Here is a 25,243-nt window from a genome sequence, read left to right as displayed (position 1 = left end):
ATTCAACCAGTCGCTTTTTTAACCCCAAGCGTTTACTGATCCCAAGCGTTTACTGATCCCAGATGCTCTGCGATTCAGCCTGAGCACCAGATTGCGTGTTGGGAACGGACCACAGCGTGTCCGGCACCTGTTGATCAAAACCTGCCTGCTGGACGAAGCTTGCCTCTTGCACAACGTGATCGGCGACCTGAGGCATCGGAGCCGTCTGAAGCAACTGACCTGTCGCGCGTTTCAACTGAACCAGCGCCACCGAAAGATCCGTTTGACTGCGAAGCAATCGTGATTCCGCAGCCGCAACGCCTTCCTGAGATCGCAGCAAGTCGTCGATCAGAAAGCTTGTGTTTCCGGCGGAATCGGCGATACCCGCAGCAGCCTGCTGGGTCGCGAAATGCAAATCCTGAGCTGCCTGTTGCACGGCGAGTTTATGATTCTCCATCTCGCTGGCAATACTACTCACGTTTCGATAAGCCAATCGGGCATCGAGGCGAACGTTGCCCAGCGTCTGTTCCAACTGATACTGCAGTCGCTGATAATCCAACTGTTGTCGAGTCAGTCGTGCGTTCGCTGCTCTACGACCGATCGGCATTTCGAAGCTAAACCCGACCGCGTAGGACGGATCGTAATCAAACGCATTGCCCACCGCTCCGCCAACATCTTTGGCCTGGTCCAAACCGGAAACAAACGTCGACACGATCGCATCAAGCTTGGGCTTGAGGTCGTTGAGCACCAAATTCTGCCGAACTGCTGAAGCACGAATCGCGGCCAACGCGACTTTGACTTCGGCGCGATTTTGAACCGCCATCTCGGTGACGAAATTCTGATCGTAGGGCACCATAAAAACGCCAGGCAATTCGACCGGGACCACCTCAAGCGATGCCGGATCAGGCATTGCAGTTCCATAAGTCAGGTTGAGCAATGTTTCCTGATGAGTCGCCACTGCGTTTTTGGCCCGAATCAGCTCAGTTCGTCTCGCCGTCGCAATCGCCTGGATTCGAGCCAGGTCTCGCTTTCGCTCCGCTGCATCCGGCAGGCTCGCAAGCTCACTCAACAGCTGTTCAGCTCGTTCCGCAGAACGAAGTTTTTGCATCAGGACGCCGCGAGAATAGTGCAACTCCCAATACTCCGACACGACATCGACCAAAAACTGTTGCAGCAACGCCTGTGAATTGCTGGTCGAGGCATCGACATCGATTCGAGCCAGCAGCACCTGGCTGTTGTTAACGTGCTTACCGGCACCTCGCAGCAACGGCTGGCGATAGTCCAACAAAATTTGGGCTGTGGCCTGGTCTGGCGGCGAAAGAAACGCACTGTTGTTGTCTGTCGTTTGCCAAGCCTGACCGACGCGAAGGTGGCCTCCGGTTCGCAGGTTCTTCTGAACGCCGGATTCGAAGAGCAATTGTTGCTGCACGAATCTTCCGCCAGCGGTTCCTGTATCGAGCAACGAAACAACTGGTCGATCGATGTCCCGCCACGATGTTTCCACAAACGCTGACCAATCGAAAACAGCGTCGGCTTCATTCACAACCGTTTGCGCCATCTGCGGTTCGGTGTTCAGCAATTTAACGTAGGGTGAATTTTGCATCGCGGTAAACACGACCGCATCGAGACCCGTCTGGTGTGCCGGAACGGATTGCCAGAACGGCTGTTGGCAGTACGGCGTCCACCAATCTGGGCCGCTGTCGACTTGCAAATAGTAGTCGCTTGAGGGAGCTTCCTGCGGGGCAGGCAAGGGCTGGCCAAATGTTTCCGTCGGCGTCGCTGGCAATGGCGAGTACGTGGGCTCGGCGGCTTGTGGGAAAACGGATTGAAGCGATTCAGGTTCAGCCTGTTCATTCGGCTGATCCGCGAAAGCAGGCGGCTGGAACAGATCCGGCTCTTCCATCGGCATCAAATCCGATTCAGATTTCGCGCCCGAATCAGCGTTCGCATCTGAACGATCATTTGCACTCGGCCAAGTACTCCGGTTCGGCTTGTCGCCGCGACCAGACTTCCGGTCAGCTTCCGGAAACAACCAACTTGGAGTCCCTTCCTGAACTTTGAGCGGCAGTTTGCGAGGCTTCGATTTCGGTTGGGCCTTTTCAGATCCAGCCTTGGACTGTGGAGCTTTCTCGCTGGAAAGTTTTTCCTGGCTTTTTTCTACAGCGTCGCTGTCCGAATTGTCTTGCGGACCATCATCGCCAAAGAGGAAGTCGAACTCCTCATCCGGCGACTCTTCTGTTGATGAATCTTTCGCCGCAGACTTTTGCTTCGCGGGCGTTGCCTGGCTGGAATCCTGAGCCTCGAAGTTTCCGAATTCCGAAACCGGAAAATCGCTGTCGCTGTCTTCATAGAGGTCCGCGACTTCCAGCAGCGAACCCGGATCCCGTGAGTTCGTCGCTGGATCGGCTGCAGGCAATGAAATTGGAGAGTATTCAGTGCGCGTGGTTGCTACATTCGACGGCCCAGCAAGGCTGGCTTCACTTTCGCTCGTCGGCAACGGTGGCAGTGGAAGGGCAACGATGGGCGTGTCGGAGTCCTGTCGCCAATCTTTTGCACTGGAACCGTCAACCGAACCCAGTGCTGGTTCGTTCACGGGAGCTTTCTCGAGTGGCTCGGCCAGGGCAACCGAAGACGCATCAACAGTAAACCGTTCTCTGAGATGGTTGAGCGAACTGGATGCCAGCAGTGGGACGCACAGCAGAGCAGCGCCGACCCAAACCAGAGGCTCTTTGGCAAATTTTTGAATTTCAGAGGGCATGAGATTCAATCAGACTACGGTACGCGCGGACCTCCCAGGGGCGGTCCTTCCATAGATCTTTCGGTTTGCGGCCACCTTAAGGTTTGACAAATCTGTGCCGATCGAATGTTTTTTTACGAAAGCGCAGACTGGGAAAAATAGGGGCTTGGCGTCGCGAAATCCTGATTTCGTTATGACTCGGGTTTTCGGTGATGAACGCCGATACCTGAAAGGATAGAGTTTCCGTGGTCGTGAAATTGATATGCCAGCCCAAGCCTCCATCCCGTTCGACTTCGACGTCATTCGCCAAATCGCGGCGAGAAAGTTGCGGCATTACAGCAAAGACAGCGGCCCAATCCGAGAGTGCTATCTATTTAAGGGAGATTTCCTTGCCGGCGTGAAATTCGAACTGGGCGCCATCTGTCTTCAATGGAATTCCCCAGAAAGCCACGGTTCGATTCTCCGTGGCGATCTTCTGCTGGAATCCGTCAGCATCGCGCCGCACGACGAACAGCGCCGCGCGGCTTAACGACCTGAAGCACTGAACTTACCCGTCGTCGAGGCTCAGATCTTCATCGAGTTCTTCAATTTCTTCATCGAGATCCTGATCAACGACGCCGTAAGTGCCGCGTCCATTGGCTTCGATTCGATTGTTGGCATCGCGTTCGATCGACGCGACGTCTGCTTGCCAGACAGCTTCTTTTTCGTCTCGCGTCGCGGGCGTGTATTGGCGCACGATTCTGAAGCCGACACCAGTGGCAGGCTCATCGGTAAACCACCACGGGCTCTTCGGGTAGTTTGGATCCGTTGAGCGCCATTCTTTGCTGTTGGAAGGGAAGCGGGCAAAGCTGTTGCACTCTTCCGAATCCTGCAGGAAACTTCCTCCGCGAATGACACGCGGAAAGAGTTTGGTTGGTTTGTTGTAAGACTCGATCAGACTCAGCGGCTTTCCTTCTTCGGCTGAAGCGGCCTGAACGTAGCCTTCCTCGCTGTATTGATCCAGCGTCCATTCGCTGACGTTGCCGTACATGTCATACAGCCCCCACGGATTCGGCTCCAGCTCACCGACGGCATGGCGTTCTTCGTCGGAATTGTTCTCAAACCAGGCGTGGTTTTCCAGTTCGTCCGCGTCGTCACCAAAATAGAACTTTGTATCGGTTCCGGCGCGACAAGCGTATTCCCACTCGGACTCATACGGCAACCGGTAAAAGTTTCCGTCGGAAAGGCTCAACCATTTCGTGTACTGTTTGGCCGCGTACTGAGTGATCGTCGCTGCTGCCTGTTCAGGCTCTTGCCCGGCGTTGTAAGTAAACGACGGATCGTAAAGTGCCGACGGCGCGGTCACGGCGTCGATCTTGTTGCTGTCGTCGACGATTCGGACACCGGTCGCCTGGAGGGCTTTGAGAGCTTTCTCCATTTGCATGTAGCGTTTGTACTGAGCCCACGTGATTTCGTGCCTGGCGATCCAAAACGGTTCGAGCTGGACTGCGAAAGCTGGTTTTTCGTCGTCTTCGCCGTCTTCATTTCCCATCGTGAACGTTCCACCCGGGATCGGCTCCATCGTGAACTCGATCTCTGTTCCCGGAATGGTCGTCGCGTAAGGCACCATGTATTTGCCATCGCCCAGATCAACGAAGCGTCCTTCGGTCGGCTTTTCAGAAACGATGCCTTGAACCGAAGTCTGCACATCGCCAGCGCCCTCCTGACCATTGGCAGGATGGGTGGTTTGCGAAAAGACTGTCAACGCGAGAACGCACAGAGTCACACTCAATCGAATCATTGTTTGCCTAAAAGAACTGGTTGCTCACAGAACGGATTGCTTTAATGCGTTTCAATTATAGACGACAACGTGCGTTTCCAAACTGCCGTATCGTAAATGGCAGCCTGAATTCCCCTGGATGACCAACAAATCCAGCTCAACCTGTATTTCAAACATGACATAGCGTCGCATCGACGATCCTTTATAATTCCACGCTACTCACTCGAAAGTAACACGAACAAACGAGAATCCGAAAATGGCTGAACAGCAAAAACAACCTCAACCCACAAAAGTCGACGATTCGAATGCGGTTTCGTGCTACGCGAACTTTTGCCGCGTTACCGGTTCTGCGGAAGAGCTGATTGTCGATTTTGGCATGAACACGCAACCCGTCAACAACGCAGATTCGACGGTCGATGTTCAGCAACGAGTCGTGATGAACTTTTACACTGCCAAACGATTACTTCACGCTCTGCATGTTTCTGTTCGTCGGCATGAAGAAGTTTTCGGCCAATTGGAAACGGACATTCGCAAGCGAGCTCTTCCGCCAAAGGAAGCTGACGCCGCCGCGGCAGAGTAATTTTTTCGCGACATCCCAGCGATCGCAAAGCCGTAGGCACGTTTGAGCTTTACGGCTTTTCGTTTGCACCTTTGGCCAGCAACTGCATCATCTCGGCATGCAATCGACCGTTCGTCGCCAGCACATCAGTCGCTTCCAGCCCAATTTCTCGCCCGCTACAGTTCGTGATCTGCCCACCGGCTTCGGTGACCATCAATTGTGCCGCGGCAAAGTCCCAGGGAGAAAGCGTCAGCTCAAAAAAGGCACCGAATCTTCCACAGGCTACGTACGCGAGGTCCAGTGACGCCGCTCCCATGCGGCGGAGCCCCTGAATGTCATGGCGAAATAACGTTTCAATGCAGCGCAGTGTTTGGCTCATCATTTCGCCGCGGTCGTAATAAAATCCGGTCCCAACAATCGCCGAATCAATTCCAGTGGACTCGCATACATGGATTGGTTTGCCGTTGAGGCTTGCGCCGCCGTCTCGCACAGCCACAAACTGTTCATCCCGAACTGGATCCAGCACGACGCCGACGGCTGGTTTTCCGTTCTCGATGTAGGCGATTGAGACCGCAAAATGCGGAATGCCGAAAGCAAAATTATTGGTCCCATCAAGCGGATCGATGACCCACAGATGGTCCGGGTTGTCCCCTGTCGCAGCAGACTCCTCGGCCAGAAACGCGTGGTCGGGAAACGAACCGCGAATCACTTCCATGATCGCCGCTTCCGCTTCGACGTCAGCGACGGTGACCAAACCCTGCTTCTTGCCACCTTCGAGCTTTACCTCTGAGGCGACTCCCTGTTCGAAGTAGTCTTTAAGAATCTGCCCTGCGTTGTTCGCTGCAGAAAGTGCGACGGCAAGCTGCGTTTGAAAACTGGATGTCAAAGTCGGCTCCTGAGAATCTGGAAGTCTACTTCCCGACGTGCTCTTCAGTACCGAGCAATTCAGGATCGCTTGATCCTTTTCCTTCAATCACGGGAATCGGACGCCAATCGAACCAGCGGTCCAACAGAATTTTGTCATCGTCGGGAACCAGCACCCGATTGCCAAGCGTGTACATTGATCCCATCCAAAGTTCAGAATCGTCAGAAATCTCACCGTTCTTAAACTGCAAATCGTAGCGAATTGCGAAGTGCGGGCGTGGCAACCGGGCTTCTCCCGGCTGAAATCCATACATCAGATAGATCAAACCTTGCATCTCCTTGCCGTCCCACTGACCACTTTTTGGTAATGGTACGTTGACGGCCCAGAGGTCTTCTTTTTCGACGACCTCCAGGGTCAGATTGCGTTTGAATCCGGGAACGCTCTGGCAGAAGTGCTGTATCGAGATCGAATCGAGAACCCGCTGCGAGAACAGCTCTTTCGTCGCTTCGGGTGCCCGCCTGATTTCCAACTCCACGCTGAAATCGTCGACGCCATCGTCGCCCCACTCAACCCGTTCGCCTTGCGAGTTCACGAGGTGCAGATCGATCGTTGCCGTGCGATAGAACCCGCCATTGAAAAGCGAATCACTCCGTTCGTCATTGCCTCGATAGTATTGCCCGCCAAGCCGTGGCGGATGCATCGGATGCGGAGGCAGCGGCAAATTGGTCTCGTTGACGACGACCGTTTCCGGCATTTTCATGCTGCCTGCCTGCAATCGATCTCGCAGCGACTGGTTTTCCTTCACCAGCTCTCCGGTTCGCCAATACAAGTAACCTGTAAATATCAGCACCAAACAACTCATTGCACCGATGAGCATGGCTATCGTCGCAGCAACACGATCTGAATGCGATTTGATTTCCCGCTTTTTAGATCCACCGAATAATACTCGATAGAACATCCAACAAACCAGGGTCAGTATGACGACGGTAGAAATCACCAACATCGCAACCTGCGACGGCTCTTTCCCTTCAAGCAGATCTGTTGAAAATGGAATCTCCGCCGCTGAGCGCAGTCCAACAGACTCTGTGGCATCGGCGGAGCCCTCCGATGCAGCAAACAGATCAACATCGACGTTCCCGGAAGCCTGCTTGATCCATTTCGCGATCGTCTCTATTTCAAGCGGGTCAAGAGTTTCCCCACGTTTGGGCATGCGATAACCGTCAGACATTGACGTGATACGCAAGTAGAGTTCGCTGTCTTCCAGATCACTGGAAAGCATGGCGCTTCCCGTATGACCGCCGCGCATTAGTGACGCAACGGTTTCCAGGGACAGTTCACCTTCGGTTTCACCTAGTCCGTGGCACTCGAAACAGTGCTGACGAAAAATCGGCAGGACTTCCGTCTCAAACAGATCATCCAGAGCAGCATGCGGCAGCAGTAGCACCAGTAAAACAAATGCGGAATTCAAAAGTGCGGACAACAGAACACCAGAACGTGACTTAAAACTAACAACGGTCAACTGTTTCCCCGGACCCTTGCCCGACCAGAGCCAAATCAAAACCTCGACATTACGACCGCCTCAACGTAATGCCTGTAGCGTACTGCACGACGTTGAGTTTCACAGTCTTCCAACGACCGCGAAGTTCGAACCCAGATTTAGAACTAACTTTTGCAACTAACAGCTGACTTGCGTGTCACCCATCATAGTCTAGCGTCTGGAATTCGGATTGATTCGGTCCACAATCCCGGACAGAAATCCTTGAGACTTTGGATTGACGACAGGACGAGACATAGAACGCTCTCGCAGTTTGAACGACGTGTCCAATCCGTCAAGCTGTGTGTCACTTTGCAGCGGCGAAATTTCAACGTTCGTCGGTGAGGTTTGTTGCGATTTTTCTCCTGCAGGTTGCTCGAACGAGGTACCCTGTTCGTATCCCGCCGTACCATCGGTTGGAATCATGGAAACAGTTGACGACTCTTGAGCAAACGTTCCAGCGGACACAGGATTGGTATCGCTACAGCAGTTTTCCGCCGGGCCCAAACGTCCGGCCTTAACAGCCGCTCGTGCCTGAGCGTTCTCTGACCATGGACCTTCCGTCAACTGAATGTTGAATCGTCCGAGAAGATTCCCAGTTGAGTAATGGTAGTTGAGAATCGCAATGTTGTAGTCAGCGATGGATCGATGGGTCGTACTTTCTGCCGTCGCCAATCGTTGTTGGGCATCCAACAGAAAGAACACCTGGTCTTTACCTTCTTCAACGCGTTTGCGTTTCGGTTCCAGTTCATCCTGGGACGCGATGCGAGAGTTGAAGCTCGACTTCATGCTGACAAACGAGCGATCGACTTCGGTGAATGCTTCGTTGAGGTCATGCTGAATCTGCCGTTCCTGTTCGGTCAGAATTGTACGTGCACGAATCAGGTTCAGTTCTGCGTTGCGAACGGCAAGGTGGCCGGCACGTTTTCCAAGGGGCCCGTTGACCTCGAACCCCAGTTGCCAATCATCAAGGTCGCCACTGGTCAGGTCTTCGATGGCACTTCCGTTGACGCGATCACGACTGCCGATAAGGTTGTCGCCGAATCCTCTCCAGCCGTAGTTTCCGACCAGATCAAAGTCCCATTTATTGAGCTGCCTGGCGGCAATTAACTCGAGTTCACGTTGGCGAATGCTCCATTTTTGCTGACGAAGCTCAACGCGGCGTGACAACGCCTGACTGCGACTGGCTTCCCAGTCGAATGCGATAGGCGCAACCACTGGCTCTGACGAAGGCCGAATAACCGACCCGTCGACTGGAGGCATTCCCATCAGACGGCGAAGATTTCGTTCTGCCCCAAGGACTCCAAGTTGCCCTTGTCCACGTCCGGCAAGTGCGGATTGAGCCTGAATCTCGAAAGCAAAGAACTGTTGACGAGCCTGAGCTTCATCGTCTGGCCGACCAACGCCATTATCCAAACGGAGCTTGCGGTTTTCCCAGGTTGAACGGGCCGAGTCACGTGCCTCAAGGATTGTGTCAAGGTTACGGTACGAGTAGTACAGCTCCCAGTAGTTGTTCTCGACGTCTCGAACCAGATCGCGGACTGACGACTCGAAAGCTGCGAGAGAAATGTCGCTACGGATCCGAGAGATCAAAACTCCGTTGTATTGACCGGCGACTGCGTTGGGGCCGGCGATTCGATTAACCATCGTTCCTGCTCCACGACCAAGCGGCTGGCGGAACTCAAGTTGGTTGACCATATTGTAGGCACTACCAAACTGGTTCGCAGGTGAATTATTGCGATCGTAGTTGGTCAGGTTCCGCATCGTCAGCGTGGAACCGTTGGCTGCCTGTTTGCTGACTTGAAAACTGAAGTCCGAAGTGTTGCTGATCAACGACGGTGCACCACCACCAAAGAACAGGTTGTTGAAAACCTGCTCGCTGCGGTTGTAGTTGAACGCCGAGGTCAGCTGAGCGTCGAAAGCACTGAGTGCGGCTTCGACACTGGTCGACCCGGTTTCCACAATCGCCTGATCGTAGAGTGTGCTGACGGCATTCGGAGACGAAACAACGACGCCACCAAGTTTCTGCATGACCTTGCTGTTTGCCAGCGCCATGCGAACGCACTCGTCGAGGGTCATTTCGAGTGGTTGTGATTGTTCGAAATTCGAAATCGTAATCGGCGGACCGGTGTAAGGTGCTTCTTCGAGACACGCTTCGTCCATCAATTGAGGCACAGCGATCTTTTGCAATTGGTCCGTGCACGGCACACCAGCGACTTGCGTTGGAATGATGACGCGATTCTTTGTCGAACATCCTGCAACCACCAAAAGGATGGATGACAGGCATACAAAAGATCCCAAACTTGAGATCACAACATTGGAAAGCCAATGACGTTTCATGGTTCATACCGACGTGTGGATGAGATTTGAATTATCCTCATCATCGTCACCACCTGAACGCGTAGCCATGGCGACCAAAACAAGGCACACAACCGTCACAAAGAAGAGTCTTCAACCAAACAGAACTTTTTCGCTGATCGTCAAACATTGCCAACTCACATCGCATTCTGGGCAAGCATGATTCAGCAAAGACAATTTTGACTCATGGAACCGGCGAACGCATTGCCCTGCAGGCTTACTACGAGGGTGAGCCCCACAATGACATCGGTTTCTCAGCCACAGCACCCGAAATTGATCGCTAGCGGCTGCGACATCCCGAAAGCCAATTTTCGTTACAGTCGGCTCAATGCTTTGTTGCTGCGATACAGTGTCATCGAGCCGCAAATTTCACGATTCCTAGTTATGGGGGATTAACCCAAGGGGGATTAACCCAAGGGGGATTAACCCAACGCCATCCGTCGCTGCTGATTGGCCGCGACAACAATCGCAACAGGACGAACCCAATTACTTGGATGGCGTGCGACCCTCAACAAGATATTTTGGCAGCCATTCGGAAACCGGAACTCCATTGGAACACCCAATCGACTTGCCACAGCGGCAGGGAACCGTCACCGAATTGGCTTGCCATTCTTTTAAGGCAAGCTTCCCGACGCTGATCGGTTTCTGAGGCCATTTGCCCTCTGCCTGACACAAGACGAAACGATTCTCGTGAACGTTGACGGCTCACGGGCCTTCTAACTCTCCCGTGGTTTCGAAAGCAGGCTACAATGGAGGCGCCCGGCTCCCCTCTTTTTCGTGATCCAAACCTGAATGAAGTTTTCTTACCCTAGCGGAGCGAAACCGCTCCAGGGATACACCATTAAACGCGGAATCGGTATCGGCGGTTTCGGCGAGGTGTACTTTGCGCTCAACGACGCAGGGAAAGAAGTCGCCCTCAAGAAAATCCAGAGGAACCTCGACATTGAACTTCGCGGCGTGCGACAGTGTTTGAACATTCGCCACGTGAATTTAATCGCTCTCTGGGACATCCAGACCAGCAACTCGAAAGAAAGCTGGGTGGTGATGGAATACGTTCCCGGCCCAAGCCTGCGAGACATCCTGGACGACCATCCGCGCGGCATCCCCGAATCGATGATGAAACTGTGGTTTACTTCAATCGCATCCGGAGTCGCCTATCTGCACCATCGCGGAATCGTGCATCGCGACCTCAAACCCGCCAACGTGTTTCGTGACGACGATGCTCACGTGATCAAAATCGGCGACTACGGACTGTCAAAGTTCATCTCCTGCAATCGTCAGTCTGGCCAAACCGGAACGGTCGGGACGGTGCACTATATGGCACCCGAGATCTCGAAGGGTATCTACGGCAAAGAGATCGACATCTATGCTCTCGGAATCATCCTGTACGAACTGCTCACTGGCGACGTACCGTTCAACGGTGAAACTTCGCAGGAGATCATGTACAAGCACTTGTTGGAAGAAGTCCATTTCGACCAATGCCCGGCGATCTATCGCGATGTTCTCGAAGGTTGTCTGACAAAGAAACCGGAAACCCGTTTCTCAAACGTGGCGGAACTAATGGCCGCAATGCCGTGGCCTGAATTTCAGGGCAAGGACGCCAAGATTCTTTCCTTGCATTCAGTTGGCGTATTTCCTCGACCGGAAAATGTGGCGACTTCCAAGTCGCCATCCGCTTCCGACGCGGTGTCTCCGCAGCAGGGAGCGCGGATCGAACCAATTTTGATCAGCAACCAAAACGAAGTTGCTCACACTCCAGAAATCGTTTTTGGCGCGCTGTCGGACTACGCACCGACGGAAGAAGTGGTGATGCGTGACAAGGACAAACTTCGCCAGCTCCGAAAGACGACGCCTCCGCGCGATTCGCAGCCAGACGACGGCATGGCCGCAGCTCTGGATCCGCCGGCGGGAAAGAAGAAGCTGGCACGACGGACGACTGTCGTGGGCATGGAGCCGGTTGCGTTGATGGGGTCCGAAGAAGTCGTATCGGCCCTCGATGAAATGCTCTCTGGTGCCTCGCCGATTGTCCACGAAGCCAAACCCAAAGGAAAGCTGCTTCGGCTGTCGCAGCGAAAACGAATTTTGGCGAAGAAAGTGGCTCGAAAATGCCACACCATGAACGATCGATTTTCCAGCCACGTATTTGCGACGCCCATTCGGATTGGCTTGCTGGCGATCGCCGCATGGATGATCGTTTCATGGCCACACTGGTTGCCGTGGCTGGTAGTCGTGTTCGCACTCGCGTGGGTTTCATGGATGTTGATGCGAACGTGGGCCGGAAAATCGGAAATTGAGCGACAGGAAAAACGAGTTCGAAAGACCGGCATTCATCCGGCCGCAATTCGAAACTGGATTGAGCAACTACCTGTAACTGACCGATTCACCGAATGGCTGGGTTCAGTACTCGTTGGCACTCTCTCCTGCGTCGTCGTCAGCCTGTTCGGCCTGGCGGTTTGGCAATCTTTGGACACAGCCAACGTTGAAGGATGGGCTTTCTATACGTGGATGGCCATTACCTGTGCCACGGCGTCGACGAGCATCCTGTGCGCCACCAAATACTGGGAAACGCAGATCGAGATTGACCAAACCCAACGGCGGTTGGTGATGCTGGGCATTGGATTGCTGACAGGTTTAACTTCGATTATCGCGGCCAACATCTTCCATGTTGACCTGACGTTTGCAAACTTCAATCGTCCGGACACAACGCTCGCGTTTGGGCTACCTCTGCCAGTCATTCCCGCATGGCTGATCTTTTTTCTTGCCCTGTTCGGATCGCTGCCGTGGTGGCGAATCACTGATCCGATTCGCGAATCGCGACTGAAGTTGTGGGAAGTTGGCATTGGCCTCGTATGCGCAGCAGCACTGTCTCAACTGTTGAGCCTTCCGTTGATCAACGCCTGCATTCTGGCGGGCGTGGTTTCTGTTTCAGTTCAACTGGCGGCGCCTTGGTTGAACCAGTCGCAGCGCGAACTTGTTTGCCTTGGTGCGAAGAAGCTGAAGGTTGGCTGATGCTCGCTGCGAAACTGATCCTGGGCTTTCTGTGCTGTTCGATTTCGCTGACCGCGACGCTTGAGGAAAAAGAGCTTCCGTCGTGGACCTCTGCACCAGAGGAGCCTCGCCTATTTGTCGTCGAAACGAAGGAGTTTTCGACTCACTTTGCGGCCACTGAAAACCTGATGCCTGCGGTCAAGTCCGTTGTGTCGAATTGGGCCGCCGACAATTTCGGCAGCGACTGTCGTTCGATCATCGAAGCAATGCCTCACGAAGAAATTCGCGATCTCATTCACGAGAACCAGGAGATCATCCACAAGTTCCGACGGGAATACGATGCCGAGACCGCGAAACGACTGGAAGCCGACTACGACGATTTTTATCGCGGCTACGTTCGCGTCAAAATTCATGACCAGTTCCTCGACCGGATCAAGCAACAGTTGACCGAGCTTCGTTTGAGAAAACGGCTCCGTGGCACCTTGATCGCGACGCTGTTTGTCTTGGGAATGTGTGGAATTCTGTATGGCTATCTGCACTCAAGCCGACTGACTCGCGGGTTTTACATTAGTCGCTTGCGGTGGATTGCCGGAGCATCGGTGGGCTTGTTGGTCCTGATTTGCTATCTGGTTTACAGGATGTTATTGTGAGTCGCGGGATGGTGAAACTTGATACTTTAACTGTTTCACATTTTGTAGATCATGCGCCAACTTCATTTGAGACTGCTGACCCAACTTCTTGTTTTTGGAATTCTGACTCCCTCGTTGATCCTTCAGTTTCCGGACGCCGCAATAGCTCAGCGAAAGAAGACCGAATTCGCCTGGCCGGCGATGCGATACCAGGGAACGTGGCTGGAGCTAAGCGACGAATTAAGGCAATCGACTCCTTTTGACACTGACGCTTTGTACGCGATCAAAGATCGTGACAACCGCGAGCAGCTTTACTTGCGCACGTTTTTTATGATCGCCCACCATTCGGTCGGGCCGTCGGATCCAAACCACTGGTTTGCTGAACCCATTGGCGCCCAACAGTTTTTGAAAAACTCTTCGCTCGAAAGAAAAAGAAAGAAGACCGCCCAGAATTTTAAAAAGATTGACCAGTTCATAAGAAAGAGCAAACGCTGGTCAACACGACGAAACCGATACGAGATTGACGACCGGTACAAAGTACGGCTAATCCGTGTGATCAGGGATCTCGAGTGGATCTACGACGACCTGGAGACCGCCCAGGAACAGCGCAAAGCGTGCTTCTTTCTCCAGGATTTTGCCAGTCCGTTCACTAGCCCTCAACACTTGAATCCCGACCTGCATTCTCTGACGCAGGTGATTTATGCCGTTGAACCGCTCGAAGGACTCTCATATCTTCGACTTTGCAAAATCCATCTTGCGCTCGCACGCGATCTCGCACCGCTTCGCAATGTCAACATCGAATCAACAGAAATCTTCGCGCTCAACAACCTTCTGCAGGCCGGGCTTTCACAACCGCAGGACGAGGCAGACGTCGACGGATGCATTGAATTTTTGAAGCAACATCTTGCGGAAACGAATGAGACGGACGAACTCGTCGAAGAAGCCAAGCACATGTTCATCAGATCGGTTGCTGCCCTGATCGCCCTGCGCGACAAGAACTACGCTTACGGCAACGTTGACATACGTGGCCGAACCTTGGACAGTCTCATCTCTGCGCTCATTAGAAAGGCGTTCGGGGATACCAGCAGCCATCCTCGCGACATCGCTGAACGGATGGAGGAACTTCTGAAGCCTGAGTACACCAAGCTTGCACAGTTCACGGACGAGCAAAAACGCTTTTTGGAGGAGACATTGCAGCGGACCGCCAACGCGAAACAAAATCTATCCATGGGATCCGACACCGACCGAACCTTTGTGGCGATTGTCGACAAGATGTCGAGAGCTGACTTTGCCAGAGAAATCGAGGTACAACAGCATCGCTATCGCGACATCGTGGCTGCTTGCGAAAAACCCGCTGCGGAACGCGCCGAAGACATCGAAAAACTGAACGTGGTTTGGTCTTTCAATCCAGTCTGGACGAAATCGCCCATCCTCGCCTTCAGTGGCACGAGCCGACTTACGGACAACGAAATCAAAATGCGATTCTATCGTCGTGCAGGGCTGTGCATCGCGGTGGTGAAAAAGTGGCGAATGAACCACGACGGAAAAGCTCCAACGACGCTCGAAGAAGCCTTTGAATTCGCCGACGCGGGAGCTGTTCCGCTGGATCCGTACACTGACAAGCCACTGAAGATGTCCAACTCCAAAGTCGAAACGATCATCTCGTCACCCGGTCCCGGCAACAGCAAGAAGGATCTTGAATACGCGGTTGAGTTCGAACGTTAGCGAGCAATCGATCAGGCACCGCATACTCTCGCGGCTGACAGGAGGATCAGACTTCAAAGTACGTATAGCCCTGCATGCTCTCGCGATACAGCCGCAACATTTCCTGGCGTTCCGTCGCGGAAATTGAACCTTGCGAAAACGCTGCTTCGGCTCGCGACCGGAATCGCTGGATCAACTCTTGCGGCTGGTATTCGACGTAACTGAGCACGTTCGAAATACTGTCGCCGTGGATTTCTTCGACGAATTGAACTTTGCCATCGTCGTCAATGGAAATGCTGGCGACATTGGTATCGCCAAAAAGGTTGTGCAAATCTCCAAGCGTTTCCTGATACGCGCCGACCAGAAAAACGCCTAGGTAATACGGCTGATCGTTCTTGAGCGGATGCAACTTCAATGTTCGACTCGGTTCGCCAACTTCGTCCGTGAACCGGTCCAGTTTACCGTCGCAGTCACAGGTCAGATCGGCAATGATCGCAGTACGCGTCGGTTCCTCATCAAGTCGATGGATTGGCATCGTCGGAAAGATCTGCTCAATCGCCCACGCGTCCGGCAAAGACTGAAATACGCTGAAGTTCCCGTAGTAAATATCAGCCAGTTGATCGTGCAGCGAAGTCAACTCTGCAGGCACTCGGCTCAACTGCGGCAAAATCTCGAACGCGATTCGATTCAGAATCGAAAGATAAAGGTTTTCGCCAAAAGCCAACTCTCGCAACTGAATTCGGCCACTACGAAACAGCTCGCGAAGCTGATCGCGATAGTAGTTTGCGTCATTGAAGTTCTCTTGCACACGTCGAACATGCAAGTTCTCCATTGCGTCAAACAGATCTCCGATTGGCTGACAAAACTCCTGATCGGCTTCGGACTCGATCGGCATCGGTTCGAAATCGGTCACCGAAAGCACATTGAACAACAGCACCGAGGTCGGCGCCACCGTCCAACGTCCCGACTCGCTGACCAAGACCGGATGCGGGATCTGGTGTTGATCCATTGAGTTCATCACGGATTCAACCACATCAACGCAATACTCATTCAGATCATAGTTGCGACTGTACGGCTGGGTGCTGAACGTTCCGTCATAATCCACCGCCAGGCCGCCGCCGAGATCGAGATAGCCCATCGGCGCCCCAACGTCGACCAAACCGATGTAGTAGCGACATGCTTCTCGAACTCCATCTCGCACGTTGCGGATATTTGTTAGCTGGCTGCCGAGATGAAAGTGCAACATCTGCAAACATTTCAGCATGTCGGCCTGCTTCAGCATGTCGACCGCCGCGATCGTCTCTCGGGCAGTCAGACCAAACAGACTTCGGTCACCGCTGTCGTCCGCCCAGTGCCCGTCGACTTTCGTCGAAAGCTTGATGCGACAACCAACCAACGGCTCGACATTCCACTTTTTGGCTTTGCGTATAATCAGCGCCAATTCTGCCAGCGACTCGATGACGAAAAAGATCTGGTAGCCCAAACGTCTGGCCTGCAAACCAAGGTCCAGAAACTCCTCATCTTTATAGCCATTGCAAACGATCAGGCTCTCGGGTGACGGCGTTGTCGCCAGCGCCACCATCAACTCGGGCTTGCTGCCGGCTTCGAATCCATGTTGAAACGGATCGCCAGCGGCCGCGATCGAATCGACAACGTGTTTTTGCTGATTCACTTTGATAGGGAAAACAGACTTGTAGACTCCGTTGTATCCGGAAGTCGAGATCGCGTCACGGAAGCCTTCGTTGAGCTTCACGACCCGATCGCTAATCAGATTTTCGATCCGCAACATGACCGGCATCGACAGCTCGCGATCGGCAAGCCCGGCGATCACGTCCTGCATCGAGACCGTTTTCTGACCGGAAGACGTTGGCACCGTCACCGAAACGAATCCGTCGGCTCCGACCCCGAAATAGTCCAACCCCCAACGTTTCACGCCGTAAAGCTGACGGGAACGCTCCAGGGTCCATGAACTGGCGGATTCAGATCGACTTTTTGCGGAAAGCGATTCTGTCGACTGCGAACGTGATTCAGATGCCTGGTTTATCAATCAAATAGTCTCGTAATAAATGGGCTCGATGGACCGATCGCCAAGGGTCCGGGATATGTGAAGCGATCGGGGTGTCCGATCGCGATCGTCATCCGCAAACCCTCGCGGGAGCGGAGCGTGCGTTTGAAGCGATTAAAGCGAATTGTTTTTGTGCCGCATGACTGGGCCAAAACGTCACAGTTGGATTTGTTATATCCGCTGATAATATCCTGAATCAATTGCGGTTCATATGAGTGACGCCCCTAGCCGATATCGACAGTATCCGCGAAACTGAAGACTCACGCGATTAAGCCCTTCAATTCAGATGTCCCGACCTCCGAACGGGTGGTCGAATCAACCATGAAACGACTGAAACTCCTCTTCGCCAGCTCGATCGGGAAGAAATTTATCGCCGCGATCACCGGCCTGATCATGTTCGGATTCCTCGTCGGTCACGCTGGCGGCCACATGAAAATCTTCACCGGAATGAACGCCGATGGCGTGCCGCACATTGATGAGTACGGTCAGTTCCTGAAAGATTTCGGCGCTCCGGCACTCCCGCCAATGTTGGCGCTGTGGGGCGCAAGGCTGTTTTTGCTCGGCGCGGTGGTTCTGCACATCGTCACCGTGATTTTGCTGAGCGACCAAAACAAAAAAGCCCGCCCGGTCGACTATGTGGTGAAGAAGCGTGCTGCGGCATCGCCAGCGGCGCTTTACATGATGGTGACCGGAACGCTGATCCTCGCCTTTATTGTGCTGCACATTCTGCACTTCACGACTGGCAGTTTGCCGTTGTTGGGAGCACACGAGCACGGATACGTCTACGAGAACATGATGAACTCGTTCAGTATCTGGTGGGTGTCGCTGGCCTATATCGTGATGATGGTCGTGATCGGATTCCACCTGTACCACGGCGTGTGGAGCCTGTTTCAAACGCTGGGTTGGGACAATCCGGATCGCAACCGGTTCTTGCGAGCGTTCGCAATCATTTTTGCGATCGGCGTATCAGCCACGTTCATCCTGATTCCAGTCTCGTTCATGTCCGGGCAAATGCCGGAGGCTGTCGAGTACTCGCACGAACTGCTTACGAAACACTAAACGAATCAACGGGAGTCTCGACCTCCCAAAGTTTACAAGACCGTCAAATCAATTCCTAACTTACTGAAGACCTGTCATGCTCACGCTTGATGCAAAACTTCCCCAAGGCCCGATCGAAGACGCCTGGACCAACCACAAGGACCAGCTACGTTTGGTCGGCCCGAAGAATCGCTCGAAGTACAAAGTGCTCGTCATCGGCTCGGGGCTTTCCGGCGCCTCGGCGGCTGCCTCGATCGGAGCGATGGGCTATCAAGTCGAATGCTTTTGCTTTCAGGATTCGCCACGCCGTGCCCACAGCATCGCGGCTCAAGGTGGCATCAACGCTTCGAAGAATTACCGCAACGATGGCGATTCGACTTGGCGACTGTTTGTCGACACACAAAAGGGCGGTGACTTTCGTGCCCGGGAAGAAAACGTCTATCGCCTTGCGGAACTGAGTACGGCGATCATCGACCAGGCGGTTTCGCAGGGAGTTCCATTTGCTCGTGAATACGGCGGAAAGCTTGCCAATCGATCGTTCGGTGGCGTGCTTGTTGAGCGGACTTTTTACTGCCGCGGCGAAACGGGTCAGCAATTGCTGCTCGGTGCATATCAGGCCCTCGAGGAGCAGATCGCGGCCAAAACCGTGAACATGCAAACTCGTACCGAAGTTCTCGACTATGTGATCATCGACGGTAAGGTCCGTGGTGTGATTTCGCGTGACTTGGTGACAGGCGAAATTAAACGGCACGTCGCGGACGCAGTTGTTCTGGCAACTGGAGGATACGGAAACGTATATTATCTGTCGACTAACGCGAAAAACTGCAATGTTTCGGCATTAATGCGAGCCTACCGCCGCGGAGCGGGTTTCGCGAATCCGTGCTTCACGCAAATTCATCCGACTTCGATTCCGGCGTCGGGCGACTATCAGTCAAAGCTGACTTTGATGAGCGAGTCGTTGCGGAACGATGGTCGAATTTGGGTGCCGCGAAACAAAGACGAGAAGCGCAAACCGTCGGATATTCCGGAAGCGGATCGCTACTACTATCTGGAAGAGCGCTATCCGCGTTACGGAAACCTTGTGCCTCGCGATGTGGCAGCCCGCAACGCGAAAGACGTTTGTGATCAGGGTCTGGGCGTGGGTCCAACGGGCTACGGAGTCTACCTGGACTTCGCGGCAGCGATTGAGCAAAAAGGCGTCGACGCGGTCAAGTCAAAGTACGCGAACCTGTTCGAAATGTACGAACGGATCACGGACGACGATCCGACAAAAACACCGATGCGGATTTTCCCCGCCGTTCACTACACGATGGGCGGGCTGTGGGTGGACTATAACCTGATGACGACGATCCCGGGAATGTTCGCTGTCGGAGAAGCCAATTTCGCGGACCACGGCGCCAACCGCTTGGGTGCGAGTTCGTTAATGCAGTGCCTGGCAGACGGTTACTTCATTATCCCGGTCACGATCGGCAACTACCTGAGCGGCCTGGAGAAAGACAACCTGACGACCGACGACGAGCATTTCGCGAAGGTTGAAGCTGAAGTCCGCGATCACGCCAACAAGATGCTTTCGATCAAAGGCAAGCGTTCCACGAATTCGATTCATCGCGAATTGGGAAAAATCATGTGGGAGCACTGCGGCATCCAACGTACCGAGGCGTCGCTGAAAGAGGGACTGAAGAAGATCCCGGAGCTTCGCGAAGAATTCTGGAACAACGCCAGCATTCTGGGGGTCAACGAATCGATGAACCAGTCGATGGAACATGCCGGACGCGTCGCCGACTTTCTGGACTTTGGCGAGTTGATGTGCCGCGATGCGTTGCTGCGTGACGAATCTTGCGGCTGTCACCTTCGAGAGGAACATCAGACGCCGGAAGGCGAGGCCAAGCGAAACGACGAAGATTTTGCTTACACGGCCGTGTTTGAATACAAGGGTGAAGGCGAAGAGCCGGAACTGAACAAGGAACCGCTGAATTTCGAAGCCTTGCCATTGATGACGAGGAACTACAAGTCATGAAAATTAAACTACACGTTTGGCGCCAACTTAATCCTGAATCCAAGGGCGCGATGGAGACTTATTCGCTCGACGGAGTCAATCCGGACATGTCGTTCCTGGAAATGATGGACATGCTCAACGAGCAGTTGATCGAAGAGGGCAAGGAAGGCGTTGCGTTCGATCACGATTGCCGCGAAGGAGTCTGTGGCGCCTGTTCGATGGTGATCAACGGAGAGGCCCACGGCCCGAAACGCGAAACAACAACTTGCCAGCTCTACATGCGTCACTTCAGCGACGGTGCAGAGATTTACGTCGAGCCATTTCGCAGCGGTGCTTTCCCGATCATTCGCGACTTGATGGTCGATCGTAGTGCTTTTGATCGAATCATCCAGTCCGGCGGCTTCATCAGTAACCACTCCGGGCCCAAGCCCGAGCCGAACTCGATTCCGATCGATCCGGGCGTTGCTGAAACGGCACTCGATGCGGCCAGCTGCATTGGTTGCGGCGCTTGTGTTGCGGCGTGCCCGAATGGTTCGGCGATGCTTTTCACCGCGGCAAAGGTTTCGCATCTGGGAATGTTGCCACAAGGTCAGACCGAGCGTTACGATCGCGTGCAGGACATGACCACGCAAATGGAAGAAGAGGGCTTTGGCTCATGCCGCAACTATGCGGAATGTGAGGCTCAGTGCCCGAAAGGAATCAGCATCGCGTTCATCGGTCGCATGAACAGCGATTTCCTGAAAGCGTCGCTTGTCGAGCCTGTCGATCGACGCGGCAAGATGAAAGCTCAGTAGCTTGATTGAAGGCGGAATTGCACGAGTTGTTTAGCTTCTATTTCACGCCCTTTATTTCGTCCAGCCACGTCGTATCGTAAAGCAGCTTTTTTCGCACGCTTTCCCGGTGTTCCTGGAAAGCGTTCGGGATCAGAGAGGCTTTCTCAGAAGCTGGAATGATCTGCACTTCTACACCTGACAGCTTCTGTTGCAGCTTGTCCTGATACTCCGGTGTCAGCTTTTCATCGTCCTCAACATTGACGATCACCAAACGCTCGAGATTCTTCAGCCGCGAAATTTCATGGTACGACTTGTTGTCCGGCGTACCCAGAAACGTAAGCGACTCCAACGACGGACAAGCGTCGAAGCCGATCGGACCAGTGACTTTTCTCACGACCGACGAAATCTGAAGATGCTTCAGCGATGTGAGCTTTTCCAGAAATGCCAGATTCAACGGCACAAAACTGGCTTCAAAGTAAAGCTCTTCCAGCGAACTCAAAGGCTCCAGGTGCGAGACATCCACCGGATCGCCGCGAAACCCGAACGGCGACATGGCCCCGACCCAATCGGCATCGAAACTTAGAGATCTCAGTTCAGGCATCGATGCCGTCTCAATCACGCTGCTCCCCCAGGGGAAGAATAATGAGCGAACCGACTGATCTTCGTTCTCCTGCCAAGCCATTCCAATGTCTTTTGCGTACTCGCTCAGCGACTTGCCAGATTCCGCGAACGCATACTGAAAATCAAAGCCACTTGAATCGCCACGCAGCATCAGCAGCTTCCACGCGAGCTTGCTGGAATTCGCAGGCATCCTGAGCCCAAGCCTCAAATCCGTTTCCAGAATCAGACGTTTGTCGACCGGTTTCGGTTGCCCCGTATTGTTTACGATTTTCTGAAATGTGATTCGGTTCAACGAACGGGTCACTTCCGGCATTTCAAAGTCTTCTGCCCAGCCGCCACACAAAAACACATAGCCGGTTTGCCCGACCTCTTCGATGGTTGACCAGTCCTCGTTGGTCGCAGGCGAATGAATGATCATGTACGTCATCTGCTGCTCACATTTCGCTGCGGCGAAGAAAGTTCGAATCGCGCCCGGCTCAACATTTTGAAAATTGACCGAATTGATCACTCCTGCGTCGACTTCAGTTCCGTCGTCAACAATTTCGAAGCGGCCCTCTATCGACAGCCAGGAACTTGAAGACAGAATATCGGTGAGTTGAGCGTTCGAAACTTCGCAATCTTTAAGCGCCACCCCGATTCCGCTGCCGTTGAGCACAGAAATATCGAACTCAGGCGTCAAATCGCATAGCTCGACGCTTCGGGATGAGGAAATTTTCTGCACCACATTGAGCAGATCCCGCGGCGCCGAATCATCAAACTGGACTTGCCACAATTCCAGATTGTAGGATTGTTCCGTTCGAAGCTGGACCCGCCCCGCCGATTCCCATTTAACGATCGCAGACTCCCTCGCCCTCTGAAACAGTTCCGCAACCGAAAGCTTGCGATTGGTACCAGAGATAACCTGTAGGTCGAGGACTGTCGGAACTGCGATAGCAGCAATCAACAGAATGAGCGGCACGAAAGACCAGGCAGACGGCCAGGAACCTGCAAGACCTGGCGTGGCACGAGAAGCAGCCTCCGAATCGTTCGCAGGCCCGCATCCGCCAACCCCAATCACTGAAAGCACATACACCAATCCGGCCAAAACAAAAATCGCCCCATCGAAGACGAACACTCCGCTGATCAAATTGGCGATCCCGGGCATCGCCATGCCGAGAATCACAAGTATCGAAAAGGCTTTCTGAATCGGTTTGCCACTGAGCACAAAACTTCGCGGGAACCAGACGATTGCAATCGTCCCGACGATGCCAATCACCAGCAACTGAAACGCAACTTCGACAGCCATAAAACTCGTATCGCGGCGTCCCCCACTTTCCGTCAGTTGTATCAGTCGGCTCAAGACTGCCAGCACAAACATGACGCCAGCAACTCCAACCAGCAACCTCGTTCGGTCACTTTGAAATTTGGTTTTAAACCAACGGAATGGGCGAAGCACAGATTTTCCCAAGAACCGAGCGCACCACGTCAGGACAAAGGCGCCAATTGCGCACGCCCATGCCATGCCGAGCGACTGAGCTGCGTTTGCCATGAAGCCACTGAAAGTGAACGCAGGAGCCTGGTTCATAGCCGCGACGTTTGGTCGATAGGCCAGCTCTCTCGCATATTCCTCATTGAAGAAAAACCAGGCAATCACGAAACAGGTGCTGGCGATAGCGGAAACAAGCAACAGCCACGTGCGACGTCGAGAGTTTGCTTTCCAGACCACCGTTGCCGCAATGGCAAGCAAGGTGGATCCGGCGAAGAGAATTACCGGACCTGAAAATCCTGCCGCTCCGATGGTCGGGAGCGCAGGGAGCACCGTGACGCTCAAAATTGCAGTCAACCAATGCAACGCGACGACCATGCAGCAGGCATCGAAACGACTGGGAACGAAAACGCGTTTTATCAGCTTGATCATGGGCTCATTGTCGCACGTGACGTTGCCGCAAACCAGCATTCCGCTCGCCGTTGAGGATCAATATTTCGACAGAAGGCTTTCCGGTTTTGCTCCCAGGCGATACCGCAGGGCCAATGTCCAGTTTCGAATCGTCTGGCGAATCGGCCCAACTTTTTCCCAGCGACGGGCGCTGACATGAATTGGCCCTGGCAAGATTTTCATCTTGCCGCGTTTCGAAATCAGCCGCGCAAACTCAAAGTCCTCCATCAGAGGAATCTGGGGCATGCCTTCAACGGCATCGTAAAGTTCGCGACTGACGAAGACTCCCTGATCACCGTAGGGAAGTCGTTGATACCTGGCGCGCCAGAGGTTTCCTTTCTCCAGCCAGCGGTAGATCAATCTCGCGTCTTCGATTCGCTGCTCGAAGCAGCCACAAAAGTATGGCTTTTCGGACGACGAGGTTGCGTCCCAACAGTCAAGGATTTGGCTTTTGGCTTGAACTGGCAACCATGTATCGGCATGCAGAAAGAGCAGGATCGCGCCTTTGGCTATTTTCGATCCGGCGTAGATCTGTTGACCGCGCCCTCGAGGTCCTGAAATGGTGGTGCAATCGAGCGGACGAAGAAGTTCAAGTGTTCGGTCCGTGCTGCCGCCATCAACGACGATGACTTCGTCAGCAATTGCTCCGGCCCGGACGACCGTCGTTTCGATAATCGCCTCTTCATTGAGGACCGGAATGATGACCGAAACAGTGGCTGACAAATGATCGTCCCTCGCGCAAAAAATAACCCGAAACGCAAGCGAGTTTGGATCGCGACGATGGCGATGTCAACTTCTCGCTTCCGTTCCGGATTAAGCCGAAACGCCAGGAATCGACCTGGAAAAATATAGCTTACTTCTTCTTCGTTGCTTCTTCACCATTGCTGGCCAGACGATACGTACCAGCCTGTGCGACGAACGACTCAACGCCCGCAATGGAATGAAGCCCTTTGTTGCCCGTAAGGTAGCGGCGAAGCCATTTGCCGTTGCTCTTTTCGAACATGATCAACTGCGGCAAACCACGATCGCCGATCAGCTTGTCAGCCAATTTGGACTCTTTGTCATAGTCCATCATCGCGAAGTGAAAATTGTGAAACGTGTCACGCTGAAAGAGAGTCGGCAACGTGTTTGCCTTCATTTGTCGGCATGGTGGGCACCACTCAGCGGTCACCAGCACCAACAATGGCTTGTCGCCAGCTTGAGCCTTTTTGTACGCCTTGGAGTACGTCATCGCCTCCTTAGAAGACGATTTTTCGGCCGCAGGCTGTGTTTGCTGAGCCTGTGCCACCGTCGTCATCATCGCCAAAGCCATTCCTATGGCCAACAGAGTTTTCATTTCGCAATCCTTGATCCGGTACTTCCTTGGACGAACGCCGTTTCGCCACCTGATAGCTACCATCGGCGAAGTTGCTGTCAGATTCCTGCATTCAGTTTTTCGTTTCATTTCGAGCACTGAACCGCATAAGTCACATCAGAAAAGGCTTGCTGCTTGCAACGATTGCGCTTTGATCCGAGTCGTGCGAATAAAGATTTCAGACACATTGGCGAAGAAAAATTCAGCCAAAAACCCGGCCATTTTTGATGAATATGGCGTTTTCAGAATTTGTTGCGGAATCTTTGATTCGTTTTGACAGCCCGTTTCGTTATGTGGATGAGTACGAATATTTATCGATCAATTTGCGACAGAGCAAAATCTCCCCAAACCGGTCGTTTGGGCAGTCAA

The 25,243-nt window shown here is 53.4% G+C and carries 17 protein-coding genes; 8 read left to right on the top strand and 9 right to left on the bottom strand.

The window, feature by feature from the left end; genetic code table 11:
- Positions 1–49: 49 nt before the first annotated feature.
- Positions 50–2,737: a TolC family protein gene (locus MFFC18_RS03555; protein ID WP_075085179.1), complete on the bottom strand. Its 2,688-nt coding sequence runs from the start codon at positions 2,735–2,737 to the stop codon at positions 50–52.
- 241 nt (positions 2,738–2,978) lie between these two features.
- Between MFFC18_RS03555 and MFFC18_RS03550 the strand changes: the two genes are divergently transcribed.
- A complete protein-coding gene (locus tag MFFC18_RS03550) occupies positions 2,979–3,245 on the top strand; it encodes a hypothetical protein (protein WP_075085180.1) in 267 nt (88 codons plus the stop codon).
- Between the two features lie 18 nt (positions 3,246–3,263).
- Here MFFC18_RS03550 and MFFC18_RS03545 read toward each other — a convergent pair whose 3' ends face one another.
- The gene (locus tag MFFC18_RS03545; RefSeq protein WP_075085181.1) at positions 3,264–4,496 is read right to left on the bottom strand and encodes an SUMF1/EgtB/PvdO family nonheme iron enzyme; all 1,233 of its coding nucleotides are present in this window, start codon (positions 4,494–4,496) and stop codon (positions 3,264–3,266) included.
- A 235-nt stretch (positions 4,497–4,731) separates the two neighbouring features.
- Between MFFC18_RS03545 and MFFC18_RS03540 the strand changes: the two genes are divergently transcribed.
- The gene (locus MFFC18_RS03540) at positions 4,732–5,055 is read left to right on the top strand and encodes a DUF3467 domain-containing protein (protein WP_075085182.1); all 324 of its coding nucleotides are present in this window, start codon (positions 4,732–4,734) and stop codon (positions 5,053–5,055) included.
- Positions 5,056–5,104: 49 nt separating this feature from the next.
- Here MFFC18_RS03540 and MFFC18_RS03535 read toward each other — a convergent pair whose 3' ends face one another.
- From MFFC18_RS03535 to MFFC18_RS03525, 3 genes are all read right to left on the bottom strand, one after another.
- Positions 5,105–5,920 carry an inositol monophosphatase family protein gene (locus MFFC18_RS03535; RefSeq protein WP_075085183.1) on the bottom strand — a complete coding sequence of 272 codons (816 nt, stop codon included), beginning with the start codon at positions 5,918–5,920 and terminating at the stop codon, positions 5,105–5,107.
- Positions 5,921–5,945: 25 nt separating this feature from the next.
- Positions 5,946–7,367, bottom strand: coding sequence for a c-type cytochrome domain-containing protein (locus MFFC18_RS03530; protein WP_157665186.1), 1,422 nt, complete (start codon positions 7,365–7,367; stop codon positions 5,946–5,948).
- Between the two features lie 240 nt (positions 7,368–7,607).
- Positions 7,608–9,773, bottom strand: coding sequence for a TolC family protein (locus tag MFFC18_RS03525; RefSeq protein WP_075085185.1), 2,166 nt, complete (start codon positions 9,771–9,773; stop codon positions 7,608–7,610).
- An 810-nt stretch (positions 9,774–10,583) separates the two neighbouring features.
- On the opposite strand from MFFC18_RS03525, the gene MFFC18_RS03520 reads away from it, so the two are divergent.
- From MFFC18_RS03520 to MFFC18_RS03510, 3 genes are read left to right on the top strand one after another with little or no spacing between them, the layout of a single operon-like run.
- Positions 10,584–12,800, top strand: a complete 2,217-nt coding sequence (locus MFFC18_RS03520; protein ID WP_075085187.1) for a serine/threonine-protein kinase — start codon at positions 10,584–10,586, stop codon at positions 12,798–12,800.
- A complete protein-coding gene (locus MFFC18_RS03515; RefSeq protein ID WP_075085188.1) occupies positions 12,800–13,429 on the top strand; it encodes a hypothetical protein in 630 nt (209 codons plus the stop codon). The genes MFFC18_RS03520 and MFFC18_RS03515 overlap by 1 nt, the downstream gene beginning before the upstream one ends.
- A 51-nt stretch (positions 13,430–13,480) precedes the next feature.
- The gene (locus MFFC18_RS03510) at positions 13,481–15,133 is read left to right on the top strand and encodes a hypothetical protein (RefSeq protein WP_075085189.1); all 1,653 of its coding nucleotides are present in this window, start codon (positions 13,481–13,483) and stop codon (positions 15,131–15,133) included.
- Between the two features lie 46 nt (positions 15,134–15,179).
- On the opposite strand, the gene speA is transcribed toward MFFC18_RS03510, so the two are convergent.
- A complete protein-coding gene (speA, locus tag MFFC18_RS03505) occupies positions 15,180–17,159 on the bottom strand; it encodes a biosynthetic arginine decarboxylase (RefSeq protein WP_202907555.1) in 1,980 nt (659 codons plus the stop codon).
- Between the two features lie 339 nt (positions 17,160–17,498).
- On the opposite strand from speA, the gene MFFC18_RS03500 reads away from it, so the two are divergent.
- The 3 genes from MFFC18_RS03500 (at position 17,499) to MFFC18_RS03490 (ending at position 21,005) form a co-directional block, all read left to right on the top strand.
- Positions 17,499–18,236, top strand: coding sequence for a succinate dehydrogenase cytochrome b subunit (locus MFFC18_RS03500; RefSeq protein WP_075085333.1), 738 nt, complete (start codon positions 17,499–17,501; stop codon positions 18,234–18,236).
- A gap of 76 nt (positions 18,237–18,312) precedes the next feature.
- A complete protein-coding gene (locus MFFC18_RS03495; RefSeq protein WP_075085190.1) occupies positions 18,313–20,232 on the top strand; it encodes a fumarate reductase/succinate dehydrogenase flavoprotein subunit in 1,920 nt (639 codons plus the stop codon).
- Complete coding sequence (locus MFFC18_RS03490; RefSeq protein ID WP_075085191.1) at positions 20,229–21,005, top strand: succinate dehydrogenase/fumarate reductase iron-sulfur subunit; 777 nt, start codon at positions 20,229–20,231, stop codon at positions 21,003–21,005. Before MFFC18_RS03495 ends, MFFC18_RS03490 begins: the two co-directional genes overlap by 4 nt.
- Positions 21,006–21,042: 37 nt before the next feature.
- Here MFFC18_RS03490 and MFFC18_RS03485 read toward each other — a convergent pair whose 3' ends face one another.
- The 3 genes from MFFC18_RS03485 to MFFC18_RS03475 form a co-directional block, all read right to left on the bottom strand.
- Positions 21,043–23,502, bottom strand: a complete 2,460-nt coding sequence (locus tag MFFC18_RS03485) for a hypothetical protein (protein WP_148618614.1) — start codon at positions 23,500–23,502, stop codon at positions 21,043–21,045.
- Positions 23,503–23,559: 57 nt separating this feature from the next.
- Entirely contained in the window at positions 23,560–24,243 is a 684-nt protein-coding gene (locus MFFC18_RS03480; RefSeq protein WP_075085193.1) for a TIGR04283 family arsenosugar biosynthesis glycosyltransferase, read from the bottom strand.
- 130 nt (positions 24,244–24,373) lie between these two features.
- Positions 24,374–24,856, bottom strand: coding sequence for a thioredoxin family protein (locus tag MFFC18_RS03475; RefSeq protein WP_157665187.1), 483 nt, complete (start codon positions 24,854–24,856; stop codon positions 24,374–24,376).
- Positions 24,857–25,243 lie beyond the last annotated feature (387 nt).

The organism is Mariniblastus fucicola, assembly GCF_008087665.1.
Lineage (GTDB): Bacteria > Planctomycetota > Planctomycetia > Pirellulales > Pirellulaceae > Mariniblastus > Mariniblastus fucicola.
The sequence above is the reverse complement of the archived record's forward strand: the minus strand, read 5'-3'. Positions and strand labels throughout refer to the sequence as shown.

What these genes read in the sequence shown, in the direction of transcription:
- MFFC18_RS03555 (WP_075085179.1), bottom strand. Translation starts at nt 2,737, where the DNA reads ATGCCCTCTGAAATTCAAAAATTTGCCAAAGAGCCTCTGGTTTGGGTC.
- MFFC18_RS03550 (WP_075085180.1), top strand. Translation starts at nt 2,979, where the DNA reads ATGCCAGCCCAAGCCTCCATCCCGTTCGACTTCGACGTCATTCGCCAA.
- MFFC18_RS03545 (WP_075085181.1), bottom strand. Translation starts at nt 4,496, where the DNA reads ATGATTCGATTGAGTGTGACTCTGTGCGTTCTCGCGTTGACAGTCTTT.
- MFFC18_RS03540 (WP_075085182.1), top strand. Translation starts at nt 4,732, where the DNA reads ATGGCTGAACAGCAAAAACAACCTCAACCCACAAAAGTCGACGATTCG.
- MFFC18_RS03525 (WP_075085185.1), bottom strand. Translation starts at nt 9,773, where the DNA reads ATGAAACGTCATTGGCTTTCCAATGTTGTGATCTCAAGTTTGGGATCT.
- MFFC18_RS03520 (WP_075085187.1), top strand. Translation starts at nt 10,584, where the DNA reads ATGAAGTTTTCTTACCCTAGCGGAGCGAAACCGCTCCAGGGATACACC.
- MFFC18_RS03515 (WP_075085188.1), top strand. Translation starts at nt 12,800, where the DNA reads ATGCTCGCTGCGAAACTGATCCTGGGCTTTCTGTGCTGTTCGATTTCG.
- MFFC18_RS03510 (WP_075085189.1), top strand. Translation starts at nt 13,481, where the DNA reads ATGCGCCAACTTCATTTGAGACTGCTGACCCAACTTCTTGTTTTTGGA.
- MFFC18_RS03500 (WP_075085333.1), top strand. Translation starts at nt 17,499, where the DNA reads ATGAAACGACTGAAACTCCTCTTCGCCAGCTCGATCGGGAAGAAATTT.
- MFFC18_RS03495 (WP_075085190.1), top strand. Translation starts at nt 18,313, where the DNA reads ATGCTCACGCTTGATGCAAAACTTCCCCAAGGCCCGATCGAAGACGCC.
- MFFC18_RS03490 (WP_075085191.1), top strand. Translation starts at nt 20,229, where the DNA reads ATGAAAATTAAACTACACGTTTGGCGCCAACTTAATCCTGAATCCAAG.
- MFFC18_RS03485 (WP_148618614.1), bottom strand. Translation starts at nt 23,502, where the DNA reads ATGATCAAGCTGATAAAACGCGTTTTCGTTCCCAGTCGTTTCGATGCC.
- MFFC18_RS03475 (WP_157665187.1), bottom strand. Translation starts at nt 24,856, where the DNA reads ATGAAAACTCTGTTGGCCATAGGAATGGCTTTGGCGATGATGACGACG.